Genomic DNA, 24,937 nt, shown 5'->3' with positions numbered 1-24,937 from the left:
ACTTATCGCGCTCATATTAATCAAAGCCTAGTATTTACTAGGCTTTGTTGCGTTTAAATACCTATAAACTGTGATTTAGCAAGTGTATAAGGGGAGAATCTAGGTTGCTGAGTCAGAAACTTGATGCGCTTCAAATCATTACTAGCTTGTTACTGAAATTAGGCGATTTCGCTTATAACTTAATCGCTTAGGCTGTATGGGAGTTAACAGCTTGTGATAGTATATTGACTCTTTTTCATAGATGAATTTGTTGATGCTACAAGTTACGGAACTATCTGCAATTAGAGATGAAAGAATTTTGTTTGAAAACCTGTCTTTTACTATGCAGGCAGGCGATCTTGTGCAAGTTGAAGGGCGCAATGGTACTGGCAAAACGACGTTATTACGTATCATTGCCGGGCTTGGCGACAAAGAGTCTGGAGAGATTGAATGGAAGCAACAGTCCATTTTTTCAGATAGAGACAGCTTTCATCAAGACTTGTTATTTTTAGGCCATCAAACCGGCATTAAAAGAGACCTTAGTGCATTCGAAAACTTGTCTTTTTATCTTAACATTAGTGGGCAGTCCTATACCCATGATGAAGTTTGGCAAGCGTTAACCAAAGTAGGTTTAGCCGGTCGAGAAGATGTGCCAGTGGCGCAATTGTCGGCAGGTCAGCAAAGACGGGTGGCGCTAGCAAGGCTGTGGTTGAGTAAACATCCGCTGTGGATTTTAGATGAACCATTGACCGCAATCGACAAACAAGGTGTTAAAGTCCTTGAACAACTGTTTTTACAGCATACAGAGCAAGGAGGCATGGTGTTGTTAACTACCCATCAAGATATGTTCGAAAATTGCGCTACGCTTCGTAAAATAAGGCTGGGGCATTAATGTTAAGTCATATGTGGGCGATCATCCGTCGTGAGTTGCTCATCGCATTCAGACGCCGAGCAGACATCTTTAACCCGCTGTGGTTTTTTATCATAGTCATTACTTTATTTCCTTTAGGTATTGGGCCTGAGCCAAACCTTTTAGCGCGAATTGCGCCTGGGGTGGTGTGGGTTGCTGCGCTGTTAGCTGCATTGTTGTCATTGGAGCGATTGTTTCGTGATGATTATCAAGATGGCGCTCTTGAACAACTGATGCTGATGCCGCTACCATTGCCTTTAGTGGTGATTTCAAAAGTCATTGCGCATTGGATTCTGACTGGCTTACCTCTTATTCTGATTAGCCCATTACTGGCAATACTATTAAGCCTTAGCTGGGATTCTTGGACTGCCGTGGTTATTACCTTATTACTTGGTACGCCCACATTAAGCTTTCTTGGCGCGATTGGTGTTGCGCTTACAGTAGGGCTCCAAAAAGGTGGCGTGCTACTGAGCCTTCTGATCTTACCTTTGTATATTCCGGTACTTATCTTTGCCACATCAGCGATTGATGCGGCGGGTATGGGAGGTTCGTATAATGGTCAACTTGCCATTATGGCTTCTATTTTGGCTGGTTCTATAACATTAACGCCTTTTGCAACTAGCGCGGCATTGCGCGTGTCGGTAAATTAACTTTAATTTTCTCTGAGAGTAAAAAACATGTGGAAGTGGCTCCATCCTTACGCAAAATCTGAAGCAACTTACAATCTTTGTGGCAAGTTGCAACCGTGGTTTACAGCTTTAGCTTTAATTCTCCTTGCCTGTGGCAGTGTATGGGGTTTGGCATTTGCGCCCAGTGATTACCAACAAGGGGATAGCTTTAGAATCATTTATATTCATGTGCCGTCGGCGATTTGGTCGATGGGAGCGTACATGGGAATGGCCATTGCTGCTTTCATCGGGTTGGTTTGGCAATTAAGGTTGGCGAGTTTAGCCGCTCTGGCAATGGCACCAATTGGCGCGGTGTTTACCTTTATCGCGCTAGTAACAGGCGCGATATGGGGCAAACCAATGTGGGGAACTTGGTGGGTTTGGGATGCACGTTTAACGTCTGAGCTAGTATTGCTGTTCCTCTATCTGGGTGTTATTGGCCTATATCATGCCTTTGATGACCAAAAAACGGCCGCCAAAGCAGCGGGTATTTTAGCGGTTGTTGGCGTGATCAATTTACCAATTATTCATTTTTCTGTTGAATGGTGGAATACCCTTCATCAAGGCGCAACGATCACCAAGTTTGCTAAACCTTCTATTTCTAACGATATGTTGTGGCCTTTACTGCTTAATATTTTCGGCTTTGCCTTCTTCTTAGGCTCAGTGACCATGATTCGTTTTAGAACCGCGATTTTGCAAAAAGAGGGTCATAGACCTTGGGTGCAGGAACTCGCTAAACGTACTTTCAGCAAAGGGTAACGCATGCATTTTGATTCTTTTTCAGAGCTATTTTTTATGGGAGGTTACGCCTCCTACGTTTGGGGTGCCTTTTTCATTACCTTTGGCGCCCTTGGATTGATTTTTGTATCGAGTTGCTTAAGTAGCAAAGCAACATTAAAAGAAGTGAAAAATAAAATGGACCGCCAAGCGCGAATTGATGCCGCTAAGAATATGGAGAACACGTTATGAACCCTAGACGTAAAAAAAGGATGGGCTTGATTGTCGCGCTGTTAGTCGGTTTAGGGTTAACCGTGGGATTAATGCTGTATGCACTCAATCAAAACATGGATCTCTTCTATACTCCTACTGAAATAGTGAACGGAAAACCTAACGGTGAAAAACCAGAAGTAGGACAGCGTCTTCGCATCGGAGGCATGGTAGTTGCCGGTACGGTTTCTCGTGATTCACAATCTTTGCGCGTGTCGTTTGATGTTGCCGATGTAGGCCCTTCAGTAACCGTGGTGTATGACGGCATTTTGCCTGACTTGTTCCGAGAGGGGCAGGGCATTGTTGCTCAAGGTGTATTGGTTGATAGCCATACCGTAGAAGCGTTTGAAGTCCTTGCAAAACACGATGAAGAATATATGCCACCAGAAGTTGCTGAAGCAATGAAGGTGACTCATGAACCTCTTCAATATACTCAAGAACAAAAACAAGGAAGCGGTCAATGATTGCTGAATTAGGGCATTTTGCTCTTATCGTCTCACTGGCGATGGCGGTGCTGTTAAGCGTGCTGCCTTTGTGGGGGGCGTCAAAAAATAATGCTTTGTTGATGAACACGGCAAGACCTTTGTCTTGGGGCATGTTCATCTTACTTGGGATTTCTTTTTTCATCTTGTGTTGGTCGTTTTACCACAACGACTTTACCTTGCAATACGTCGCAAGTAACTCAAATAGTAATCTTCCTTGGTACTACCGAATTACAGCAGTTTGGGGAGCGCACGAAGGCTCTTTATTGCTTTGGGTATTAATCCAAGCGGGATGGACAGTAGCGGTAGCAACCTTTAGCCGTGGCATGCCGCAAGAGTCTGTGGCGCGCGTGTTAGCGGTTATGGGTATGATAACGGTCGGTTTCTTACTGTTTATCATAGTCACATCAAACCCATTTGATAGAACCTTGCCGTATTTCCCAGTTGATGGCAGAGACTTAAACCCGTTACTACAAGACCCAGGGCTGATTATTCACCCTCCAATGTTGTATATGGGCTATGTTGGTTTCTCGGTAGCGTTTGCGTTTGCGATTGCTTCATTGATGGCTGGCCGTTTAGATACCGCATGGGCTCGTTGGTCAAGACCGTGGACCATTGCCGCATGGTCATTTTTGACTGTGGGCATCGCACTAGGTTCTTGGTGGGCGTATTACGAGCTTGGCTGGGGCGGCTGGTGGTTCTGGGATCCAGTAGAAAACGCCTCTTTCATGCCATGGCTTGCAGGCACCGCATTGATGCACTCTCTTGCTGTAACAGAAAAACGCGGCACGTTTAAAGCATGGACCGTATTGCTGGCTATCTCGGCATTCTCGTTAAGTTTGCTTGGTACCTTCTTAGTTCGTTCAGGTATTTTGGTGTCGGTGCACGCCTTTGCCTCTGATCCGGCACGCGGCATGTTCATTTTGGCATTCTTAGTGGTGGTGATTGGCGGTTCGTTGCTGCTGTTCGCCCTGAAAGGTGCATCCGTACGAGTACGTGGTAATTTTGATCTAATTTCTCGCGAGAACGCTCTGCTGGCCAACAATGTGTTACTGATAGCGGCACTGGTTGTGGTCTTGGTCGGGACTTTACTGCCGTTAGTACATAAGCAGTTGGGGCTAGGCTCAGTGTCTATTGGCGCGCCTTTCTTCAATATGCTATTTACATGGTTAATGGTGCCATTTGCGTTCCTATTAGGTATCGGTCCATTAATGCGCTGGAAGCGCGATAGCATTAAACAATTTGCTAAACCTCTATTAATCAGTGGCGTCATTTCATTGACGTTAGCGGCAGTGATGGTTTGGCTGTTGAGCGAACGTTTCACTGGACTTGCCTTTCTTGGCTGGGTAATGGCGCTGTGGATTGTTTGTTTGCATATCTTTGAGCTTCACCAACGCGCCACACATCGTCATTCATTTGCGGTGGGGCTGACTAAACTCCCTCGTAGCCATTGGGCAATGATGAGTGCGCATATTGGTTTAGCTGTGACCGTTATCGGCATTGCTATGGTGCAAAATTACAGTATTGAACGTGATGTGCGACTTGCTCCGGGTGAGAATTTTAATATCGAAGGTTATAACTTCCATTTTGAAAACCTGAGAGACAATGACGGTCCAAACTACGACGGTTACATTGCCGACTTTAAAGTGACTAAAGACGGTAAGTACATTAATACATTGCACGCTGAAAAACGCTTCTATACCACAGCTCGTTCAATGATGACTGAAGCGGCGATTGATGCTGGCGTCACACGCGATCTTTACATCGCGATGGGTGAAAAGCTCGATGACGGAGTTTCATGGGCAGTGCGCATTTATTACAAACCGTTTGTACGTTGGATTTGGGCGGGAAGTTTGTTTATGGCATTGGGCGGTGCTATCGCCATCAGTGATAGACGCTACCGTTTTCGCGGTAAAACAGTTAAGAAGGAAGCGTAATGAATAAGAAAGTATTATTTGTCCCTTTGCTGCTGTTTATCGTGTTAGCTGTGGTGTTTGCCACTCAGCTAACTCGAAATGCTGGTGGCGACGATCCGACTAAATTGGAATCGGTGTTGATCGGCAAGAACGTACCAGTGTTTAAGTTAGAAGATCTAGAAACTCCAGGGTTGTTGCATGACCAAGCCATTTTCACCGGACAACCACTGCTGTTAAATGTCTGGGCGACTTGGTGTCCAACGTGTTATGCCGAGCATCAATACCTGAATGAGTTGTCATCTCAAGGGGTAAAGATCATTGGTTTGAATTACAAAGATGACCGTGGCAAAGCCATTAAATGGCTACAAGATCTTGGCAATCCTTACATGGTGAGCTTGTTCGATGGCAGAGGAATGTTAGGGCTAGATCTTGGCGTGTACGGCGCGCCAGAAACCTTCTTAATTGATGCTAAGGGCGTGATTCGTTACCGTCACGTGGGCGATGTTAACGTTAAAAACTGGCAAGAAAAACTCGGCCCTATGTATCAACAAATGCTCGATGAGGTGAAATCATGAAGAAATGGTTTATCGCTATTATCGCATCCATGATGTTCAGTATTACCGCACACGCGGTGATTGAAGTACATGAATTTGATACCCCAGAGCAAGAACTGCAATTTCAAGAATTGAACCACACTTTGCGCTGTCCTAAGTGTCAGAACAACACTATTGGTGATTCGAATGCTGAACTGGCATTAGATCTTCGTGAAAAAGTGTATGAAATGACCAAAGAAGGCAAATCAAAGCAAGAGATCGTGGATTATATGGTGGCGCGCTACGGCAATTTTGTGACCTATAAACCGCCGTTTACCTTAGGTACCGCCATTTTATGGTTGGGACCGGTTTTTGTCGTGCTGATTGGCTTTGGCTTTATTTTAACTCGAAGCCGACGTAAACCTGCTAAAGCAGCAGGTAATGCCACCTTAAGTGAAGAAGAGCAGCAACGCCTAAATGCTTTGCTAAAAGACGATAATGGAGACAACAAATAATGACGTTGTTTTGGATTTCTACCTTAGTTATTGTCCTGTTTGCAGCGGCCTTAATTATAATCCCACTAGTTAGAAAGCAGGTGGTTAACGATGCTGAGCGTCGTGATGAGCTCAATAAAACCATCTTTAGAGAGCGAGTTGCTGAGTTAGCAGTTGAAGATGAAGAAGGTATCGTTGTTGATAAAGAAGAGTTGATTGTTGATCTTAAACAGGCACTTCTTGACGATATTCCTGCTGAAAAACAATTGGCTTCCACAAAATTGAGCTCTCCAGTGTTAGTAGCGGTTGTTTCTGCGGTATTACTGCTTGGGGTGTCATACGGTTTCTATGCTAAGTTTGGCGCAATTAATGAGGTTAAGCATTGGCAAGATGTTAGTGCTAACTTACCTGCGCTAAGCAAGAAGTTAATGGATAGCAATGGTCAAACATTAACTGACCAAGAGCTAAACGACTTGACGTTAGCACTGAGAACTAACCTTCATAAAAACAGTGATGATGCGACCGGTTGGTTATTGCTTGGACGTATTGGTCTTGCCAATCGCGATATGCAAACAGCCATTGGCGCAATGAAACGTGCGCGTAAATTGGAGCCAACCAACGTTGATATTCAATTGGGGCTTGCACAAGCATTGACCTTATCCAATGATGAAGTCGACCAACTTGAATCAGAACGTCTATTGCATGACCTATTGCGCCAAGACTATGTTGATTTGCGAGTCTTTTCTTTGTTAGCATTCAGCGCCTTTGAAAAACAAGACTATGCGGGCGCCATTCGTTACTGGCGTACCATGCAACAGTTAATTGGTGCTGATGACAGCCGTTACGAAATGTTAGAGCGCAGCATCAATAGTGCACGTAGTAAAATGGGCGACACCGCAGTAGCCATTCCTGGCGTTACCAGAATCGGTATTTCTATTGCCGATAACGTGACTTTGCCAGAGCAAGGCGTGTTAATTGTATCGGTTCATCGTGAAGATGGTTCACCAATGCCGATAGCGGCTGCTCGTTATGGTTTAGGCTCTTTTCCTCGTATGATCATGATGGATGACGGCAATAGCATGCTTGAAGGGCTAAAATTATCGAGTTTAGATAAGTTTATTGTTCGTGCTCGCATAGATACCGATGGCGATGTGTCTACTAAGGATGGCGATTGGTTTGGCGAAAGTGCTGTTACTGCGAAGGGAGAAGATGTAACTTTAGTCATTAATAGTCAATACTAATACTATCAATGATGGGTGTAGCGGCAACTCCGCTACACCTCATTTAATTATTCGAAAGGGAACGGATATCCTACATGCGAAAAATCTGGATATTAATTGTTATATTAATGGCTGGTTGTGCCTCTCATTCTCAGCAAGATCAGTCTCAACAAGGACAGTTGCAACAAGAGAGCGCAGAGTCAGACACAACAAGCAACGTTAATGACCCTTTCGAAGGTTTTAACCGCATTATGTGGGATTTTAACTATGAGATCCTCGACCCTTACTTGGTGCGCCCCGTATCATTGACCTACACAGGTTACACTCCTCGTTTTATCCGTACCGGTATCAGTAACTTCTTAGCCAACCTTGATGAACCAGCAAGTATGGTGAATAACTTATTAATGGGTAACGGCAGCCTTGCTTTAACTCATTTAAACCGTTTCTGGATAAATACCACCTTTGGTGTTGCCGGGCTGTATGACGCTGCATCTCACGGCGGTATCGCTAAACAAGATGAGCGCGCATTTGGTGACGTATTAGGTAAGTGGGGCGTTGGCAATGGGTGGTACTTTGTCTTTCCTGCTTATGGTCCTTGGTCACTGCGAGAAGCCGGAGACTTTGCTGATGGTCTCTATCCACCGTTATCTTACTTAAACTTCTGGGCAGGGCTTGGTAAATGGGTCTTTGAAGGCATGGAGATACGCGCCGCGTTAGTGTCTCAAGAAAGCACTCTTGAAAACTCCCCTGATCCTTATGTGTTGACTCGTGATGTATTCTTACAGCGCAGAGACTATAAAGCTGAGGTGACTGATGAAGAAGCGGTAGATGAAGACCAAGAAGATTATCTGGATAGTTACCTTGATGATGATGACTTTTAAATTCAGTACATCATAAAATTTGCAGACAATTCTCTCTATACGTGTAATCCTTTTGTGCAGTTAACTGCCAAGTGAAGTTATTCACTGCTGTTGTTTATTAGACAGACACTAGGTTCTTTATGCATCTCGAAAAATTTTCCGATATCTATCGCCGTGCTTCTCATCGTAAAGGTGGGGATGCACAGCTTGAGCTAAGGCTCACACATCCTGCAACCTCCGATGAAATACGACAAATTCCTGATGACCGTTGGTTATCTGAGTTCAGCATGAAGGTCTTTCAATGCGGCATTTCATGGCAAGTCGTTAGAAACAAATGGCCTAATTTTGAGGAGCTATTCTTTGAGTTTAAGCCAGAGCTACTATTGATGCTTTCTGACGAGCATTGGGAAATGAAAGCCAAAGAACCTAAAATTATCCGTCATTTAGCCAAAGTGATGACCATTAAAACCAACGCTGAAATGTTGATGAACGCTCGCCTGGAACATGGCTCTTTTTCGCAAATGGTGGCGAATTGGCCGGCAGAAAATATCACCGAATTGTGGGATTACTTAAAGAAACATGGCAGTCGTTTAGGCGGCAATACTGGTGCTTATGCTTTAAGAGCAATGGGCGTAGATACCTTCATTTTATCTTCAGATGTAGAAAGTTACCTGCGTAGTTACGATATTATTGATGGCGGTCGTGATACTAAAAAATCACGCTTGGCAGCCAATAAAGCTTTTTGCCACTGGCAGAAAGAGTCGGGCAGAAGTATGAGTGAAATTAGCCAGATTATTGCTTTTGGTGGTGGGGATAATCGAGTTTAGATTGTCGTTGATGTTCTAAGTTATCTATAAATAGAAAAGGTGTTGAGATTGCTCTCAACACCTTTTTTTAAACGTTAGCAAATGTGCCTATGCGTTTATATTAGAATTTTTGGCTGTACTGTAGGCCTACTAGGATTGCATCAGCACGAGTGGTTGCTGTAATCGTGTTATTACCAAGGCCAACTGAACCATCTGGAAGTGGAGCAGGGAATTGCGTTGATTCACTAACATTTTGATCAGAGCCAATCAGGTAGGTGATACCAAAGTCTAGAGTTGAGTTTTCGGTAAAGTGGTAACTAGCACCTGCGGAAATCCAGTTACGATCCGAATCTGGTACAGAGATAGATGTTAGCTCATCTTGAGCGCTAGTATCGTGCATGTAACCTGTACGTAGTTCAACTTTATCCGTTACGTACCAAGTACCACCGATAGCAAAGTGCCAACCGTCTTGCCATTGGTATTGTTTATTGTACTCACCTTGGATATATCCACTACTTAAGTTGTGGAAATCGATTTCATCAAATGCACCCCAACCAATCCACTGTACAGAGTAGTGAACTGCGAAGTCGGTATCTTTGATGTGGTGGTAACCCGAGAATTCAGCCATATCTGGAAGAGGCAATTCAATTTCTTGTCCTTTGTCATCCGATACTTTTATATCTGGGCTATAACGGTAAGATAGGCCCCAGCGGTTGTTTTCATCTAGTTCATAAACAGTACCGACATTAAAGCCTACAGCCCAACCATCTGCATCTTCTACATCAACTGTTTGCATTGGAGCAGGAAGACCAAGTTCTGTGCCACCACGACGGAAAGTACCTTGACCGTAGATAACATCAAGGCCGGCACCAAAACTCCATTGTTCATTCAGGCGATATGAACCTGCAAGACCAATATTCATGCTCTTGATGTCAGTCTCACCGCCATATACAGAGTTGGTATAGTGTGAACTTCCTGAGAAGTCAGTGCTAGTTCCGAAGTTAGAATAAGCGTTTACACCCACTGCAAATTTTTCATTGATTGGTACGATAAGGTGAATGTTTGGAGCAAATGCTGTGCCACCCACATCGTCGTAATCTTGGTAATCGGTAGTCGCAATAGTTGTTCCATTTACGGAAGTTGTACCACTGCCATTTGATACCGAGATGTCAGTAATGATAGTTTCGAAACCAAGCGACAAAGATGTTTTATCAAAAAGGGCCATCGTTGCTGGGTTACGAGCCATAGAAGACGCGTTGTCTGCGATTACAGCATCACCTGCGAATGCACGACCAATACCAGTAGCTGATTGTGCGTTAAGTTGGAAGCCAGCAGCATGTGCTTGAGAAGTCGCTGCAACTACTGCAACTGCAAGTAGGGAGCGTTTAAGAGTACGCATCTTATTCATTAATAATTTCCTTTTGTTTTACGCTAAAATCCTAGCGTATCAACCGGTCTTAAATTTCGAAGTCGGCTGATACTATTGCTAAATATAGTTTTAACAACTCAGACCACTACTAAAAATAGTGCGTTTGTTCATTTTTGCGACAAAAAAGGCTTAATTTTAGGTATTTATTGTGTTACTTAGAGTTATTGCTCTAAATCAATGATTGGTGCGATAAATTAGTAGAAATTGATAACCCCTTAACATATCTACATGTAAGGGGTTGAAATTATAGAGATAATTATTTAGGAGAGGGGTTTTATCATTTTAGACAACTGTTTTGCAATATCTGTAACATTTTCACCCTCTTCGCCGACCAAAATCATGGAGGCAGAGCCTATGGGCATTACAGCACCGGACAGTTTATTTTCATGAAAGTTCACTGACTGATCGGAGCTAACATCGGTAATAAACAGCGTAATTCGCCCTTTTTCTCCCTGAAAAACCATGTGCAAGGCGTTATTTCCACCAAATCCACAGTGATTTAAGTAGTAGACATGGTAAGGGAAGGTTTCCGTAAACTGATAAGCAAAAGGTGTCAATTTGGTATTAATTTGACTGGACTGTACTTGCTCATCAAGTTTGTCGGTAAATGGGCGTTCATCAATCACATGTTTTACCGCAGTATCAGCCAAACTGGCATGAGCGCTAGAAACAATCTCAGGAGTCAAATTAAATTGACCCACTAATACGCCAACAGCAAAAGCAACGGAGGCGGCAATAGCAAAACTGCGTTTGGCGAAAGTTGGTCGCACTACGTTAGTTTCACCGCTCTGGTTGAACAAAATCTTATCCGCCAAATTATCAGGTACATCGACACGCATTGCTTGCTCGATTCTGGCGTCTAAGCTCAGTATATCGTCAGTAAACTTGGCATTTTGTTCACTGCTGGCAATCGCATTGAGTAACTCTTCGTCTCTCGCTTTCGGATCCGACATAATACGGCGGCGAAATTCTAAATCATCCATTTTGCCTCCCCTGATTTGAAGTGGTTGAATCTAGTAATTCTTTTAGTTGGTTTCTAGCCCTAAACAGGCGGGTCATCACAGTGTTTTTATTCAGATCTAAGATATCGCCAATTTCTTCACCGCTGAATCCGCCAACAACTTGTAAAAACAACGGTTCACGATATTCCAAATCAAGACGCATAATTTGAGCTTGTAACCACTCACTTTGATGAAAGCCATCATCGCTAATATGTGCTTCATTTCCAGGATCGTCGATATCAACAAGATCTAACTGCTTTCTTTCAAAGCGTCGTGCGTTTTCACGCCTTAATATGGTGATAAGCCATGATTTAGCGGCTTTTTCATCTAAAAGAGAATCTAATGCTTTCCATGCACGCAAGCAGGTTTCTTGTACTAGATCTTCGGCGATAGAACGATCTTTACATAACCAATAAGCGTAACGGAACAGGTCTCTGTGATAAGCGCGCACCAGCGCTTCATATCTTCTTTGTTTATCCATATTAGAGTTGACCTGAGAGAGCGACTTTTTCTTTCGAGATTTCGCTTTCTTGTCGAAAATCTGCATAAGTGCCACACAAGCTCCTTTTTATGTGTGTCTAGGTTCTTATGAACTTTACAAGAATATAAAACGGACGCAAAGCCAATATGTAGAAGAATTGCGTCTTATTTAGGTGATAGCACCCACATTTAAGATCTAATTCAATCACACACTTTGATTTTGTTAACAATTTTATTACAATATTGAGGTCTGACCTCTTAACTAAGGAAGTGTAATGGGATTACAGCAGTTAACTACTCGGCAGGGAGATAGGGTAGCAGTGGTGGCAGGGTTAAGAACCCCCTTTGCCAGACAAAGCACTGAGCTAAAAGATATGCCTGCATTGGATCTTGGCAAGATGGTGGTCAGTGAAATGCTTGCCCGTACCGATATTGATGCCTCTTTAATTGAGCAGGTTGTGTTTGGACAAGTGATTCAAATGCCCGCTGCGCCAAACATTGCCCGAGAAATCGTGTTAGGCACAGGTATGAGCATCAATACCGATGCGTACAGTGTAACGCGAGCTTGTGCGACCAGCTTTCAGGCTACCGCGAACGTTGTTGAATCAATTTTGGCGGGCAATATCGAAGTCGGCATTGCAGGAGGGGCTGATTCCTCGTCAGTGCTACCGATTGGCGTTACGAAATCTTTAGCCGCAAACTTATTGGCGCTGAGTAAAGCGCGCACTTTGCCGCAGAAGCTCAAAGTGATTAGCCGTCTTAAAATGAAAGATCTTATGCCTGTTCCTCCTGCGGTAGCGGAGTATTCAACAGGTTTGTCTATGGGGCAAACCGCAGAGCAAATGGCAAAGACTCACTCTATTTCTCGCGCAGATCAAGATGCACTGGCGCACCGCTCACACGCATTTGCTGCTAACGCATGGAATGAAGGAAAAATTCGCGACGAAGTCATGACCGCCTATCCAGAACCTTACAAAAATTGGATTGATACAGACAATAACATCCGTTTTGATTCCACCATCGAAGGCTACGCTAAATTACGCCCTGCCTTTGACCGCCAATTTGGTTCAGTTACCGCCGCTAATTCAACGCCACTGACTGATGGTGCAGCTGCCATTATGCTAATGACCGAAAGCAAAGCCAAAGCGCTTGGTCTAGAGATATTGGGTTATATCCGCTCTTATGCCTTTTCGGCAACCGGTGTCGAAAAAGATATGTTGATGGGACCATCTTACGCCACACCGATGGCATTGGATCGCGCAGGGCTGACCTTAAACGATTTGACCTTGATTGACATGCACGAAGCTTTTGCCGCGCAAGCGTTAGCTAATGTGAAGATGTTTGCTAGTAATAAGTTTGCTCAAGAAAAACTGGGCAGAGACAAAGCCATTGGCGAGATTGATATGGATAAGTTCAATGTCTTGGGCGGCTCTATTGCCTACGGACATCCATTTGCAGCTACTGGCGCGCGCATGATTACTCAAACATTAAGAGAGCTTAAACGACAAGGCGGAGGCTTTGGTCTCAATACCGCCTGTGCCGCTGGTGGACTTGGCGCGGCAATGATTTTGGAGGTGGAATAATGACTGAGCTTAAAACCTTTAATTTAAGCATAGATGAAGAGCAACTGGCTTGGTTATCTATTGATGTGCAGGGTGAGAAAATGAATACCTTGCAGGCCGCATTCGCCGATGAAATGAGTGACATTTTGTCGCAACTTGACCAGGAAAAGTCAGACATAAAAGGGCTTATCATTCATTCGTTAAAGCCCGATAATTTTATTGCTGGCGCTGATGTGCGCATGTTAGACGCATGTACAACCGCAACTCAAGCCACAGAGTTAGCCACTACAGGGCAGAAAATGTTTGCCCAGCTTGGCGATTTTCCTTTTTCGGTGGTTGCCGCCATTCATGGCCCTTGCTTAGGAGGCGGTTTAGAGCTTGCTCTTGCCTGTGACTACCGCATTTGCAGTGATGATGATATTACTCGCTTAGGCTTACCTGAAGTTCAGTTAGGTTTGCTACCCGGCTCTGGAGGTACACAACGATTACCTAGGCTTATTGGGTTAATGCAGTCATTGGATTTAATTCTGACCGGCAAACAAGTGCGCGCCAAGAAAGCCAAAAAACTGGGCTTAGTGGATGCGAGTGTGCCAAGCAGTATCTTCCTTGAGGTTGCGAAATCCTATGCCCTAAAATCTAAGCCTAAACGTAAATCCCCAGCGAAAGAGAAGCTGATTTCAAGTATTGGGCTGAGCCGTAAAGTCATTTTTGATCAAGCAGCAAAGAAAACTCAGCAGAAAACTCGCGGTAATTATCCTGCCACAGAGAAAATTCTTGAAGTGATGCAATTTGGTTTAGAGAAAGGGCTAAAGCGCGGTCTAGAAAAAGAGGCGCTAGAGTTCGGACATTTGGTTATGACCTCAGAATCAAAGGCATTACGCTCGCTGTTCTTTGCTACCACTGAAATGAAGAAAGAGCATTTTGGCAATGCCACTCCAGCTAAGGTAAACCACGTTGGCGTATTAGGTGGTGGATTGATGGGAGCAGGTATTGCACATGTATCGCTCGCCAAAGGTAAGTTTGCCGTTAACTTAAAAGATGTCGCGCAAGATGGGGTGCTAAACGCTCTGAGTTACAACTACAAGTTATTGGAAAAACAGCGCAAGCGTCGCATCTTATCGAAAGCGCAAGTGCAGTCAAAAATGTCGCAGTTGCGCGGCAGTACCGATTACCTTGGTTTTAATAAGGCTGATGTTGTTATTGAAGCGGTGTTTGAAGAGTTGTCCTTAAAACAAGGCATGGTGCAGGATATTGAGCAGCAGTGTCCTGAGAATACGATTTTTGCCTCGAATACTTCATCATTACCTATCTATCAGATAGCGGAAGGAGCAAAAAGGCCTGAAAATATTGTGGGTCTGCATTACTTTAGCCCTGCAGAAAAAATGCCTTTGGTTGAAGTTATTCCTCACGCCACGACATCGGCAGAAACGGTGGCAACGGTCGTTGCCCTTGCTCGTAAACAGGGTAAAACACCGATTGTGGTAAAGGACAGTGCCGGTTTTTATGTAAACCGCATTTTAGCACCGTACATGAACGAAGCCGCGCAAGTGTTAATGGCAGAGCAAGAGATTGAGCATATTGATAACGCTTTGCTGAACTTTGGTTTTCCAGTTGGGCCAATCACTTTGCTTGACGAAGTTGGCGTGGATATTGGCGCCAAAATAATGCCTATTTTAGTCAGTGAACTTGGTAAGCGTTTCCAAGGGCCTGATTTATTTGATGTGCTGCTTAATGATGGACGTATTGGGCGCAAAGCAGGCAAAGGTTTTTATCAGTACAAAGGTAAGGATAAAAAAGTCGATAAATCTGTGTACAAACTATTGAGGCTAACTCCTTCACGCAGTATTGCCGAAGAGGACATTGCGCTTCGCTGTGTGATTCCTTTGCTCAATGAGGCGGTGCGCTGTTTAGATGAAGGCATTATTGCCAGTGCCCGAGATGGCGATATTGGCGCTATCTTTGGTATCGGATTCCCACCGTTTAGCGGCGGACCATTTAGGTTTATGGATACCTATGGTCTAGATAAGTTAATCGAGAAAATGCGCCAGTTTGAGCTAACTTATGGTGAGCGATTTGAGCCGTGTCAAGGGCTGATTGATAGGGCAGAGGCAGGGAAAACCTTCTACAGCTAACTAAAATTGAAGTATTAAAAATAACTGCAAGGGAAGCCGATATCATTTCGTCTTCCCTTTTTGTTTATTATACCAATCGTACTAAATAACTGGTCATTCTAGCTTGTTAAAATGCTCGATAACGGCGTTAGAATTTTTGATTGTAGAATAACTACTCATCGAAAAATTCTGCCTTGTTCTCGAGCATTTTTCCTGCGCTAGCTCTGATCACTTACTTAGTGTGATTGGTATTGGCTATCTTTCTATTTTTGGTGAATAGATAGAGTAGGCGGTAATTTGACCAGCCATGATAGCGGCAAACATAAATAGCGCAGATAAGCCGATACTTGGGATCGGTAAAATGGGTTGTTCAAATACTGATTGGCTAGCACTCACTAACACGCGACTTCCCGGTACTAAGATAATGATGCCTTGCAGTATGTAAATCGACCCGGTTAGGTGCATCTTCTTTGCCATCCAAGTGCCGTATAGGGTAATGATCACTGTCGTTAGCCATGTACCAACAATCCAACCACTGCCAAATCCTAGATAATAAGGGCCCCACATGCCCAATATAGCCACTGGAAAACCTAGTAGCATGTCCTTTGGTCTGGCATTGAATATGATTCCGATAGCAAGGGAAATCACAGGAAGTCCTGCAATGTGCATCCACGTTGGCACATCATTGGTATAAGTTAAATAGTCACTGACGCCCCAAATTGTTTCGCCAATGTGCACTCCCATAAAAATGCCAATAAAGAGCTTGATCAGAGTGAGCATACTTTGCCCTAATAAACTGGTGCCAGACACAAGATCATTAAATGCTAAACACTCTAAAGCATTGGCGATGGATAAGCCGGGGACAAACAGTATCACGGCGGCGATGCACAAGGCATAAATGGGCATGGGATAACCAAGGCTACTGATACCCGCTACACAAATCCCTGTTAGCAGCGCGGCGATAAATTCAACCGCAATGGTGCGGCGTCCAGTCAGCACTCGCTGGCATCCCCATACTAAAACCCCAAGCAGAGTGGCAAAAATAATGGCTTCAAGGGTACTGCCGATAAGCATTAGATAAGCGGGTGGGATAGACATGTTAGCCAGTGCAACGCTCCATTTTGGATAATGGAAAGGCTTTTGCACCTTAGCACCGTTTCTATTGTCGAGCCGACCAATGGTGTGCGCAAGCAAACTAAGATCAATAGAGGCGGGTGCTAAGCGCTTCATAATGACCTTATTATTATCTTCAGGAAATTGATAATTGATGGAGGTAGGGAGCGCTTGCACCATCGAAGGCATACCTTGTTGCCTTGCATAATATTGAGTGAATTTTTCTACTTTATACGGAGGACATCCACTGCGATGCAGAGTATTCCCAAATTCAACAATATCATTGATGGATTCTTGATTGGCCATAGTGAACTGTTTGGATGATTGAGGCTAAGTAGCGCGAATGTATCAAATAAAAACACATCGCGCCAAACTCATGCCTCAGCTTTGTAAGCAAGCTCAAGGGATTGCTAAATTACCCCAGTTCAATATCTTTCGGCATTAGCTGAAACTCTTCAATTGAGCCAATTTCTTGACCCAGTTCCAGTGGTGGTGCTTCGTGATGTTGGTTGCCTTGAGTGTGCATGACTAATCTATTTGCCGTTCGAGGTTTTAGCTGGCTTACCACAAAGCGAATCATATCGGCGCGAGTTAAGGTGCGGATATGTTCAACCACTAACTCTCGGTTATTAAACTCTTGGTCTTTATTGCCAATGGATACCCAAAGCCTTTGGCCTTTAGTTCTTAGGTTGTTGTCTGGCGCCATGATTTGGTTTAATAAACCTTGTTTACTGTTTTGCCATTGCGCTTCAGTCAGTTCAAGGAGCACCATATAAAAGGCATTCAGGAATTCATCAATAGAAGCGACTAAATCAATCGGTGCAGCCACAGGGGATTGCACATAAATGACAATTCCGGGAATGCGGTTTAATGGCATATTCCCAGTACCTACCATATAGCCAAGCTGTTGCTTGGTGCGGATTTCATTGAAAAACGCCGATGACATTAAGTGGTTGGCAAGGGTAAAGGTGGCGATAGTGCCTATTTGTGAGTCTTTACCTTGATAGTAAATCGCCACAGCGGAATCATCTTGATCGCAATGGATTTCATGCTGGAAGGTGCCGTTACTACCTAATTTCACCAAAGGTCTGAGTGATTCTTTGTATTTTTGGTTTTCAACGCGCAGCGCATTTTTAAGCTCATCGGCAATGCCTTGCGCCGCTTGTTGTGTCCAATCTCCAAATACAAACATTTCGACATATAACTTGCCTAATAGGCTAGAGACAAACTCAGGTAGTTCTTCAATTTGCACTTTCTCTAAGGCTTTTACCAGCACGCCAGCGGGTGGGTTATTCGGTTGTAATATGCCCGATAAGTGGTTGAACAGTTGCGATAAGGGTCTGTCTTTACTGGCGTTACGCAGCTTTCTGAGCATTTGGGTCTTGATGCTATCAAAACGCTGCTGCTCAAAATGTCGCGTGGCAAATTTTTCTAAAATCATTTGCAGTAGCTGCGGCTGCTTCTCACTAAATCCGGATATGGTTAAAGTGAGTCCGCCTTGATGGGCATAGATGTTGTAGCTCATACCGGCGATTTCAGCTTGATAAGATTGCCTAGACAATGACTCCATAAACAGTTCAACACACAAACGCAATTTGACAATGTTTTGTGGATTGTTGACTGAGCAGGGGCTATCAATCGCAATGTAGAGTGAGCCTTTTGGCACGCGAAAATCAGGTTCTTGTAAGTGCCACAAACGAAAGCCCGGCAACTCTTCTATGACTTTAGGTAACTGCTGTACTTCTTGTAATGGCTTAGGGTCTAAGTCATAACAGATAAATGGGTTTTTGCTGGGTAGGGAAAATTCAGCAAACTTGGCTGGTTTTTTCCAACGTTTAATCTGTTCAGCGCTAAATTTCTTGGCGGAATATGGGGTGAAATACCACTTGGCTTGGGTGTCGTATTCGAGCTCTTTAGCAGTGACCCATACTCGAAGGTTCTCTACACAGAAGTAAGGGACAAAACTTTCAATTAAGGAATGGTCAAAATCACTCATGCGATAGTCGCCATACAAGACTTCACTCATCGGGAAGCGTTGTATGCTCATCACCAGATAACTGGCAAGGTCGATAGCTTTAACCGATTCTTGAAAACGAAACGCAGATTCTAATACCGCTTGTTTTTCAGTGTAGCGCCACTGCTCAATGCCTTGTTCAAAGACCAAATTCATATAAGAAAAGATTGTTTCTACAATCTCATCTATATGTTTAAGCCCTTCTGCGGTAAGCAGGCAACCAATGCTAAATTCTCGAAAATTACTGCCACTGATGCCGCCACCTGCGGCAAGAGAAGTCACCCAGTGTTTGTTTTTCAGTAACAAGGTCAAACTACCTGGACCTTCATAACCGATAAGGTGTGCAAAATAAGACAGAGGTTTAGTTGCGTAATGCTTCTCCATATTGGGGAAAGAAAAAGACAAGCTTAGTTTACGCGCTTCTTTTTCTGGCTCGACTTGCACATACAGCTGTTGTTCATTTTGTGTGAGCAATGGAGTGGTGATGGTTTTTGCCTGTAGGTGATTGTTTTTTACATCACTAAACAAGTGAGTTGCCATCTGTTCAAGTTCATCTAAAGATTGCGGGCCAACGAGCACCACACTCATGAGATCGGCAGAATAATGTGTTTGGTAAAACTGAATAATTTCATCACGAATAGAGCCGCTTTCTCTATCACACAGCGTCTCTTCATTGCCGACTGAAAATTTTGCAAATGGATGTAGCGGATTGACCAACTCTTTTTGCACTTGATAAAAACGGCGCGAATCGTCGTGTATCTTCATCTGATATTCAGAGTTAACCGCTTGGCGCTCTTTATCCAGTGCTTCTTGATTGAAGAGGGGAGAAACAAAGAACTGGCTAAAACGAGACAAGGCTTGTTCGAAGAAATCAGGCAGGACATCAAAAAAGAAGCAGGTATGTTCTGTGCCTGTCCACGCATTATTGCTGCCGCCATGCTGGCTGATGAAGGTTTGAAACTCGCCAACTTGTGGATAATCCTTAGTGCCTAAAAACAGCATGTGTTCAAGGTAGTGAGCAAGCCCTTCACGATCGGCTGGGTCGTCAAAGTGTCCCACTCTTACCGCTAGCGATGCTGCAGAGCGTTGCACGGTAATATCTTGAACCAATATGACTTTAATTTGGTTATCTAAGGTGATGTCACGATAGTGGTTTTTGTCATTCGGACTTTGATGCACTTAGATGCTCTCCTTGAATTACCTCAGCCCCGATCTTTAACACAGAAGATTTAAAAATAGGCTGAGATAAACTATTGTTTTATATGTTAAGTATGGCGGAGCAATGTCTTCTAGCAAACTTAAAAATAAAATTTTATTGAAATGCTGCCTCAATCAGAGAATACCAATAGTATTATGGTGTACTCTTTGAACAGACAGTCACAAGTTTAGGACAAAAATGAACGTATATATCATGCGCCATGGAGAAGCAGGAAGCTTTGCATCAAGTGATGCTGAACGCACTTTGACCGCACGCGGAGAAGTGCAATCATTGCAGGTAGCACAAGAAGTGGTTAAGCAAGGGGTGTCGCACTTCGATTTAGTATTGGTAAGCCCATATATTCGCGCGCAACAAACTTGGGATGTGATAAAAGGTCTTTTTTCTGCGGATAAGGTAGAAGAGTGTGCAGATATTACCCCTTATGGACATTCTGAAGATGTGTATCAATACGTTTGTGCGATGGCCGAAATTCAAAAGCCGCAGTCGGTATTATTAGTTTCTCATTTACCTCTAGTGGGCTATCTGACGGCTGAATTTGTCAATGATATGGCCGCGCCTATGTTCCCAACCTCTGGCTTTGCTGCTATTGATTTTGATCTTGCCAGCAGTAACGGTGAATTGATGTGGCATCTTGCTCCATAGTGCTCACTCATTATCAAACGAATACTAAAACGGCGACCTAATTAAGGTCGCCGTTTTACGTTTTTGTTTACTATTTATGTTTATAGGCTTTTCAAAGGAGATGACAGCGAACGTGGATGCGCCTATTTAATGAGTGCGGTTAGGCATTTTATTTTTCAGGAATAGACAACAACACTAGCAACGCACCACTGCCACCAAACTCTAGCGGCGCTTGATGGTAGGCCATCACATCAGGGTGCTGAGCCAGCCACAATGGCACTTTTTGCTTTAAGATGTGTTTACCTATGCCGTGCATGACGCTAGCACAATGCACATTTTGTTTGATGCAATGCGCAATCATAGCGCCAAGTTCGCGTTTCGCTTCCATTTGCGTCATGCCATGCATGTCTAAATACACGTCTGGCACATACACGCCACGACGCAGTCTTTTGACTTCATACTTAGAAACATCGCTACGAGCATAACGGGTTGGGCCGTCCTCATTGAGCAAAGGTTCAAATTCATCAGAGAAGTAAAATTCGTTATCTTTTGCTTCTCGATCAAACCTTTGCTGTTGTTTTTGTTTTGTTTCTCTTGTTGGCGGTTGGATTATGGTATCCTGTTGTAACTTTTTAACGCCTTGTACTGCTTCTTTAAACAAAGAAAAGTCATCAATATTTGGCTTGTCTGATTTGTTCATGGAATAAAGTTTCTGATCTATCTTTAGATTAGGCAGTATTGTAGCGCTTTTTGGAGAAACTTTTGGATAAGATTTTTGTAGATGAGGCAGTGGCTGAACTTCACACACTGCAAGACATGATTCGTTGGACAGTAAGCCGATTCAACGCAGCGGGCTTATTTTACGGTCACGGCACGGATAATGCTTGGGATGAAGCGGTTCAATTAATTTTGCCTTCACTCTATTTGCCTCTCGACGTACCTGCGCACGTTTTAAATTCTCGCCTAACAAGCAGTGAGCGTTTGCGTTTGGTTGAGCGCGTAATTCAGCGTATTAACGAGCGTACTCCTACCGCTTACATCACCAACAAAGCTTGGTTCTGTGGTATGGAATTCTTTGTTGATGAACGTGTATTAGTGCCTCGCTCGCCAATTGGTGAATTAATTGAACATCAGTTTCAGCCTTGGTTAACGGGTGAACCTGCTCGCATCATGGATATGTGTACCGGCAGTGGTTGTATCGCGATTGCCTGTGGACACGCTTTCCCAGAAGCTGAAGTCGATGCGATTGATATTTCAAGCGATGCACTAGAAGTAGCGGAGCAAAATATCCAAGATCACGGTCTTGAAGCGCAAGTGACGCCAATTCGTTCGGATCTATTCCGTGATTTGGTGCAAGAGAAATACGATCTCATCGTGTCTAATCCGCCGTACGTGGACGAAGAAGACATGAACAGTCTACCTGACGAGTTTAAACATGAGCCTGAGCTTGGTTTAGCCGCTGGTACTGACGGTCTAAAATTAGTGCGCCGCATTTTGGCGAATGCGCCAAACTATCTAACAGACAACGGCATCTTGATCTGTGAAGTGGGCAACTCTATGGTGCACATGATTGAGCAATACCCGCAAATTCCATTTACTTGGATAGAGTTTGAAAACGGCGGTCACGGCGTATTCATGCTAACCAAAGAGCAGTTGCTAGCATGCGCTGACGAGTTTGCACTTTATATTGATTAATCCATTCGGATAAAAAGAACATAACGGCACCCACTAGTTATATAGTAACTAAAAGGGTGCCGTTTTTTGTTTACACAGTACAAAGCTCTTTACAATAGAGTGTGATAAAGCCAGTATGAAAGGCATTAGACCGTTTAAAATAGACTTACAATGAGGAAGTAATGGCAGGAAACAGCATTGGCCAACATTTTCGCGTGACCACTTTTGGTGAAAGCCATGGTATCGCATTGGGTTGTATCATTGATGGATGCCCTCCAGGCTTAGCTTTAGAAGAGGCCGATCTGCAAAAAGATCTCGATCGTCGTCGTCCTGGTACATCCCGCTATACCACAGCACGTCGTGAACCAGATGAAGTTAAAATTCTTTCAGGCGTTTTTGAAGGTAAGACCACAGGCACTTCGATTGGGCTTTTGATTGAAAACACTGATCAGCGTTCTAAAGATTATTCTGAGATCAAAGACAAGTTCCGTCCCGGTCATGCCGATTACACCTATCATCAAAAATACGGTGTGCGTGATTACCGAGGTGGTGGTCGCTCATCGGCTCGCGAAACAGCAATGCGAGTGGCGGCTGGCGCCGTAGCTAAAAAATATTTAGCGCAAGAGTTTGGCGTTGAAGTGCGTGCTTATTTGACGCAAATGGGCGATGTAAAAATCGACACTATCGATTTTGATGAAATTGAAAATAACCCATTTTTCTCTCCAGATGCCGCTGCAGTCGATAAATTTGACCAGCTAATCCGTGATCTTAAAAAAGACGGCGATTCGGTTGGCGCTAAATTGCAGGTGGTGGCTACGCGCGTACCTGTCGGTTTGGGCGAGCCTATCTTTGATCGTTTAGATGCTGATATCGCACACGCGTTAATGAGCATCAATGCGGTAAAAGGCGTTGAAATTGGCGATGGTTTTGCAGTTGCTGCGCAAAAGGGCAGTCAACACCGAGATGAACTGACTCCAGATGGCTTTGCTTCTAACCACGCTGGTGGCATTTTAGGTGGCATTTCAACAGGTCAGGACATTGTGGCGAATATTGCCTTAAAACCGACCTCAAGCATTACCGTGCCGGGCAATACGATTAACCGTCAAGGTGAAGCGACTCAGCTTATCACTAAAGGTCGTCACGATCCTTGTGTGGGTATTCGCGCGGTGCCGATTGCCGAAGCGATGCTAGCAATTGTATTGCTGGATCATTTATTGCGTCACCGTGGTCAAAACCATGGCGTAGTAACCGAAACACCAAAAATTGTATAGATAAACTAAAGAGCTGTTGGATGCATCCGATTGTAACATCGGCATTCAGCGCTCTTAATTCTCCGCCCGTTCCTCTTTCCTTTCTGTAAGATTTTCCCATGCACGACTATAACGACCTTATTACTATCTTTGATAATACTTTCTATGACTCTTTTAACACTCGATTGGTGTTAGGGGGAGACGAGCCCATCTATCTTCCAGCAGACGATGAGTTTGCGTATCACCGCATCATTTTTGCGCGAGGTTTTTATGCTTCAGCTTTACATGAAATTGCGCATTGGTGTGTAGCGGGGCCAAAGCGACGATTGCTTGAAGATTTTGGCTATTGGTATGAACCTGATGGTCGTGATGCCAACACCCAAGCGCAATTTGAAGTGGTCGAGATCCGCCCGCAAGCGTATGAATGGATATTGGCACAAAGTGCAGGGTTTCGTTTCCAAGTTAGTTGTGACAACCTAAGCGGAGATTTTGAACCGGATAGATTAGGTTTTACGAACAAGGTTCATCAAGAGGTTATCGATATTTTAGAGAAAGGCTTGCCAACTAGGGTTGAGATGCTTTCTAATGCGCTTCGGGATTTTTATCGCGTCCCGCCACTTACTCAAGAAGATTTTAAGGTACTTTGAACCATGATTTTACAACTCGAAGAACAGTTACTTGACACGATTGACCAAACCGTTGCCACTGCGTCGGATGACGAGCTGTTTGCGGGTGGCTATTTACGTGGTCATATCTCTTTAGCTGCGGCTGACTGTGAATACGAAGCGGTAACGGATGTTGCTGTGTTTAAACAAAAAATTGAACAAAGCCTTGCCGATGCACAATCAGAGCTAACGCCAGCGGATCGCGTTATTGTGGCTGACATGTGGCATGGTTTATCGAAAGCATTGGTTTAGTCTAACTTTTTGCTACTAATGCTGACTCAATGCTGATTAGTTAGTATGTTGGGAAAGTATATGAATATGCTGTGATTCAGATAGGAGTCACAGCATTTTTTTAATGCAAGACGCGCACTCTAATAGGGAAATAACAGGGAATTAGTTATGAAAATTATCGCCTTTGCCGCCAGTACCAGCTCAACTTCAATCAATAAAACGCTGGCTTCATACGCCGCTCATCAACTAGTGAACGCCGATATTGAAGTGCTTGATCTTATAGATTATCCCGCGCCGATTTTTAGTGAAGATACTGAAAAAGAGCTCGGGCACTCTGAGTCAGCGAAAAAGTTGCTGGCTAAACTGGGCCGAGCCGATGCCATTATTGTTTCTTTTGCCGAGCACAACGGCAGTTATACCGCCGCCTACAAAAACTTATTTGATTGGGCGACGCGCATAGAACGCAATGTATTTCAAAACAAACCTGTGATGTATATGGCGACATCACCTGGCCCAGGCGGTGCTAAATCTGTATTGGCGACTGCCGTGGCTTCTGCCCCTTATTTTGGTGCGGATGTGAAAGCCTCGTTATCCGTACCTAGTTTTTACGATGCATTTGATGTGCAGAAGAATGAATTTAAAGACGCGCAGTTACAGCAACAAGTGATGGACGCGCTAAGTAAGCTCATCGCTTAGTTTTGGGTGTAGCTAA

The 24,937-nt window shown here is 44.0% G+C and carries 25 protein-coding genes; 19 read left to right on the top strand and 6 right to left on the bottom strand.

What is annotated here, in order from left to right; translation table 11 throughout:
• Positions 1–253: 253 nt before the first annotated feature.
• From ccmA to OCU38_RS08105, 11 genes are all read left to right on the top strand, one after another.
• A complete protein-coding gene (gene ccmA / locus OCU38_RS08155; RefSeq protein WP_152819697.1) occupies positions 254–871 on the top strand; it encodes a cytochrome c biogenesis heme-transporting ATPase CcmA in 618 nt (205 codons plus the stop codon).
• Positions 871–1,539 (top strand): heme exporter protein CcmB, encoded by a 669-nt coding sequence (gene ccmB, locus OCU38_RS08150; RefSeq protein ID WP_261822686.1) that lies wholly within the window; start codon positions 871–873, stop codon positions 1,537–1,539. The genes ccmA and ccmB overlap by 1 nt, the downstream gene beginning before the upstream one ends.
• 27 nt (positions 1,540–1,566) lie before the next feature.
• The gene (locus tag OCU38_RS08145; protein WP_152819698.1) at positions 1,567–2,316 is read left to right on the top strand and encodes a heme ABC transporter permease; all 750 of its coding nucleotides are present in this window, start codon (positions 1,567–1,569) and stop codon (positions 2,314–2,316) included.
• Positions 2,317–2,319: 3 nt separating this feature from the next.
• Positions 2,320–2,526: a heme exporter protein CcmD gene (ccmD, locus tag OCU38_RS08140; RefSeq protein WP_261822685.1), complete on the top strand. Its 207-nt coding sequence runs from the start codon at positions 2,320–2,322 to the stop codon at positions 2,524–2,526.
• Positions 2,523–3,008: a cytochrome c maturation protein CcmE gene (ccmE, locus tag OCU38_RS08135; protein ID WP_152819700.1), complete on the top strand. Its 486-nt coding sequence runs from the start codon at positions 2,523–2,525 to the stop codon at positions 3,006–3,008. The genes ccmD and ccmE overlap by 4 nt, the downstream gene beginning before the upstream one ends.
• On the top strand, positions 3,005–4,963 hold the full coding sequence (locus OCU38_RS08130) for a heme lyase CcmF/NrfE family subunit (RefSeq protein ID WP_261822684.1): 1,959 nt from the start codon (positions 3,005–3,007) through the stop codon (positions 4,961–4,963). The genes ccmE and OCU38_RS08130 overlap by 4 nt, the downstream gene beginning before the upstream one ends.
• The gene (locus OCU38_RS08125; protein WP_261822683.1) at positions 4,963–5,517 is read left to right on the top strand and encodes a DsbE family thiol:disulfide interchange protein; all 555 of its coding nucleotides are present in this window, start codon (positions 4,963–4,965) and stop codon (positions 5,515–5,517) included. The genes OCU38_RS08130 and OCU38_RS08125 overlap by 1 nt, the downstream gene beginning before the upstream one ends.
• Positions 5,514–5,990: a cytochrome c-type biogenesis protein gene (locus tag OCU38_RS08120; protein WP_261822682.1), complete on the top strand. Its 477-nt coding sequence runs from the start codon at positions 5,514–5,516 to the stop codon at positions 5,988–5,990. Before OCU38_RS08125 ends, OCU38_RS08120 begins: the two co-directional genes overlap by 4 nt.
• Positions 5,990–7,210 (top strand): c-type cytochrome biogenesis protein CcmI, encoded by a 1,221-nt coding sequence (ccmI, locus tag OCU38_RS08115; protein ID WP_261822681.1) that lies wholly within the window; start codon positions 5,990–5,992, stop codon positions 7,208–7,210. The genes OCU38_RS08120 and ccmI overlap by 1 nt, the downstream gene beginning before the upstream one ends.
• A gap of 74 nt (positions 7,211–7,284) precedes the next feature.
• Positions 7,285–8,070 (top strand): MlaA family lipoprotein, encoded by a 786-nt coding sequence (locus OCU38_RS08110; protein ID WP_390625217.1) that lies wholly within the window; start codon positions 7,285–7,287, stop codon positions 8,068–8,070.
• 119 nt (positions 8,071–8,189) lie between these two features.
• A complete protein-coding gene (locus OCU38_RS08105; protein WP_261822680.1) occupies positions 8,190–8,876 on the top strand; it encodes a DNA-3-methyladenine glycosylase I in 687 nt (228 codons plus the stop codon).
• A gap of 100 nt (positions 8,877–8,976) precedes the next feature.
• Here the strand turns inward: OCU38_RS08105 and OCU38_RS08100 are convergent, their stop codons facing one another.
• From OCU38_RS08100 to OCU38_RS08090, 3 genes are all read right to left on the bottom strand, one after another.
• Entirely contained in the window at positions 8,977–10,263 is a 1,287-nt protein-coding gene (locus OCU38_RS08100; RefSeq protein ID WP_261822679.1) for an OmpP1/FadL family transporter, read from the bottom strand.
• A 281-nt stretch (positions 10,264–10,544) separates the two neighbouring features.
• Positions 10,545–11,267: a DUF3379 domain-containing protein gene (locus OCU38_RS08095; RefSeq protein WP_261822678.1), complete on the bottom strand. Its 723-nt coding sequence runs from the start codon at positions 11,265–11,267 to the stop codon at positions 10,545–10,547.
• Complete coding sequence (locus tag OCU38_RS08090) at positions 11,260–11,832, bottom strand: sigma-70 family RNA polymerase sigma factor (protein WP_261824262.1); 573 nt, start codon at positions 11,830–11,832, stop codon at positions 11,260–11,262. Before OCU38_RS08090 ends, OCU38_RS08095 begins: the two co-directional genes overlap by 8 nt.
• 208 nt (positions 11,833–12,040) lie before the next feature.
• Between OCU38_RS08090 and fadI the strand changes: the two genes are divergently transcribed.
• Together fadI and fadJ are read left to right on the top strand one after the other, a co-directional pair.
• Complete coding sequence (gene fadI, locus OCU38_RS08085; RefSeq protein ID WP_261822677.1) at positions 12,041–13,348, top strand: acetyl-CoA C-acyltransferase FadI; 1,308 nt, start codon at positions 12,041–12,043, stop codon at positions 13,346–13,348.
• Positions 13,348–15,459 (top strand): fatty acid oxidation complex subunit alpha FadJ, encoded by a 2,112-nt coding sequence (gene fadJ / locus OCU38_RS08080; protein ID WP_261822676.1) that lies wholly within the window; start codon positions 13,348–13,350, stop codon positions 15,457–15,459. Before fadI ends, fadJ begins: the two co-directional genes overlap by 1 nt.
• Positions 15,460–15,693: 234 nt before the next feature.
• Here the strand turns inward: fadJ and OCU38_RS08075 are convergent, their stop codons facing one another.
• Positions 15,694–16,857 (bottom strand): threonine/serine exporter family protein, encoded by a 1,164-nt coding sequence (locus tag OCU38_RS08075; protein WP_261822675.1) that lies wholly within the window; start codon positions 16,855–16,857, stop codon positions 15,694–15,696.
• A gap of 109 nt (positions 16,858–16,966) precedes the next feature.
• Entirely contained in the window at positions 16,967–19,744 is a 2,778-nt protein-coding gene (locus OCU38_RS08070; RefSeq protein ID WP_261822674.1) for an insulinase family protein, read from the bottom strand.
• Between the two features lie 217 nt (positions 19,745–19,961).
• On the opposite strand from OCU38_RS08070, the gene sixA reads away from it, so the two are divergent.
• Positions 19,962–20,426 (top strand): phosphohistidine phosphatase SixA, encoded by a 465-nt coding sequence (gene sixA / locus OCU38_RS08065; protein WP_261822673.1) that lies wholly within the window; start codon positions 19,962–19,964, stop codon positions 20,424–20,426.
• Positions 20,427–20,574: 148 nt separating this feature from the next.
• Here the strand turns inward: sixA and smrB are convergent, their stop codons facing one another.
• A complete protein-coding gene (gene smrB, locus OCU38_RS08060; protein WP_023402758.1) occupies positions 20,575–21,105 on the bottom strand; it encodes an endonuclease SmrB in 531 nt (176 codons plus the stop codon).
• A 62-nt stretch (positions 21,106–21,167) separates the two neighbouring features.
• On the opposite strand from smrB, the gene prmB reads away from it, so the two are divergent.
• The 5 genes from prmB to OCU38_RS08035 all read left to right on the top strand — a co-directional run bounded on the left by prmB (position 21,168) and on the right by OCU38_RS08035 (position 24,921).
• Positions 21,168–22,100 carry a 50S ribosomal protein L3 N(5)-glutamine methyltransferase gene (prmB, locus tag OCU38_RS08055; protein WP_261822672.1) on the top strand — a complete coding sequence of 311 codons (933 nt, stop codon included), beginning with the start codon at positions 21,168–21,170 and terminating at the stop codon, positions 22,098–22,100.
• A gap of 161 nt (positions 22,101–22,261) precedes the next feature.
• Positions 22,262–23,350: a chorismate synthase gene (aroC, locus tag OCU38_RS08050; RefSeq protein ID WP_023402760.1), complete on the top strand. Its 1,089-nt coding sequence runs from the start codon at positions 22,262–22,264 to the stop codon at positions 23,348–23,350.
• Positions 23,351–23,448: 98 nt separating this feature from the next.
• A complete protein-coding gene (locus OCU38_RS08045) occupies positions 23,449–23,976 on the top strand; it encodes an elongation factor P hydroxylase (protein WP_261822671.1) in 528 nt (175 codons plus the stop codon).
• A gap of 3 nt (positions 23,977–23,979) precedes the next feature.
• Complete coding sequence (locus OCU38_RS08040) at positions 23,980–24,246, top strand: YfcL family protein (RefSeq protein ID WP_261822670.1); 267 nt, start codon at positions 23,980–23,982, stop codon at positions 24,244–24,246.
• 147 nt (positions 24,247–24,393) lie between these two features.
• Positions 24,394–24,921, top strand: coding sequence for an NADPH-dependent FMN reductase (locus tag OCU38_RS08035; RefSeq protein ID WP_261822669.1), 528 nt, complete (start codon positions 24,394–24,396; stop codon positions 24,919–24,921).
• The last annotated feature ends 16 nt before the right edge of the window (positions 24,922–24,937 follow it).

This window comes from Vibrio neonatus, from assembly GCF_024346975.1.
GTDB lineage: Bacteria > Pseudomonadota > Gammaproteobacteria > Enterobacterales > Vibrionaceae > Vibrio > Vibrio neonatus.
Note: the sequence above shows the minus strand (reverse complement) of the source record. Positions and strands in the feature narration are given on the sequence as shown.

Excerpts from the sequence above, each read along its gene's own strand:
- ccmA (WP_152819697.1), top strand. The coding sequence starts at position 254 with ATGCTACAAGTTACGGAACTATCTGCAATTAGAGATGAAAGAATTTTG.
- ccmB (WP_261822686.1), top strand. The coding sequence starts at position 871 with ATGTTAAGTCATATGTGGGCGATCATCCGTCGTGAGTTGCTCATCGCA.
- OCU38_RS08145 (WP_152819698.1), top strand. The coding sequence starts at position 1,567 with ATGTGGAAGTGGCTCCATCCTTACGCAAAATCTGAAGCAACTTACAAT.
- ccmD (WP_261822685.1), top strand. The coding sequence starts at position 2,320 with ATGCATTTTGATTCTTTTTCAGAGCTATTTTTTATGGGAGGTTACGCC.
- ccmE (WP_152819700.1), top strand. The coding sequence starts at position 2,523 with ATGAACCCTAGACGTAAAAAAAGGATGGGCTTGATTGTCGCGCTGTTA.
- OCU38_RS08130 (WP_261822684.1), top strand. The coding sequence starts at position 3,005 with ATGATTGCTGAATTAGGGCATTTTGCTCTTATCGTCTCACTGGCGATG.
- OCU38_RS08125 (WP_261822683.1), top strand. The coding sequence starts at position 4,963 with ATGAATAAGAAAGTATTATTTGTCCCTTTGCTGCTGTTTATCGTGTTA.
- OCU38_RS08120 (WP_261822682.1), top strand. The coding sequence starts at position 5,514 with ATGAAGAAATGGTTTATCGCTATTATCGCATCCATGATGTTCAGTATT.
- ccmI (WP_261822681.1), top strand. The coding sequence starts at position 5,990 with ATGACGTTGTTTTGGATTTCTACCTTAGTTATTGTCCTGTTTGCAGCG.
- OCU38_RS08110 (WP_390625217.1), top strand. The coding sequence starts at position 7,285 with ATGCGAAAAATCTGGATATTAATTGTTATATTAATGGCTGGTTGTGCC.
- OCU38_RS08105 (WP_261822680.1), top strand. The coding sequence starts at position 8,190 with ATGCATCTCGAAAAATTTTCCGATATCTATCGCCGTGCTTCTCATCGT.
- OCU38_RS08100 (WP_261822679.1), bottom strand. The coding sequence starts at position 10,263 with ATGAATAAGATGCGTACTCTTAAACGCTCCCTACTTGCAGTTGCAGTA.
- OCU38_RS08095 (WP_261822678.1), bottom strand. The coding sequence starts at position 11,267 with ATGGATGATTTAGAATTTCGCCGCCGTATTATGTCGGATCCGAAAGCG.
- OCU38_RS08090 (WP_261824262.1), bottom strand. The coding sequence starts at position 11,832 with ATGCAGATTTTCGACAAGAAAGCGAAATCTCGAAAGAAAAAGTCGCTC.
- fadI (WP_261822677.1), top strand. The coding sequence starts at position 12,041 with ATGGGATTACAGCAGTTAACTACTCGGCAGGGAGATAGGGTAGCAGTG.
- fadJ (WP_261822676.1), top strand. The coding sequence starts at position 13,348 with ATGACTGAGCTTAAAACCTTTAATTTAAGCATAGATGAAGAGCAACTG.
- OCU38_RS08075 (WP_261822675.1), bottom strand. The coding sequence starts at position 16,857 with ATGGCCAATCAAGAATCCATCAATGATATTGTTGAATTTGGGAATACT.
- sixA (WP_261822673.1), top strand. The coding sequence starts at position 19,962 with ATGAACGTATATATCATGCGCCATGGAGAAGCAGGAAGCTTTGCATCA.
- smrB (WP_023402758.1), bottom strand. The coding sequence starts at position 21,105 with ATGAACAAATCAGACAAGCCAAATATTGATGACTTTTCTTTGTTTAAA.
- aroC (WP_023402760.1), top strand. The coding sequence starts at position 22,262 with ATGGCAGGAAACAGCATTGGCCAACATTTTCGCGTGACCACTTTTGGT.
- OCU38_RS08045 (WP_261822671.1), top strand. The coding sequence starts at position 23,449 with ATGCACGACTATAACGACCTTATTACTATCTTTGATAATACTTTCTAT.
- OCU38_RS08040 (WP_261822670.1), top strand. The coding sequence starts at position 23,980 with ATGATTTTACAACTCGAAGAACAGTTACTTGACACGATTGACCAAACC.
- OCU38_RS08035 (WP_261822669.1), top strand. The coding sequence starts at position 24,394 with ATGAAAATTATCGCCTTTGCCGCCAGTACCAGCTCAACTTCAATCAAT.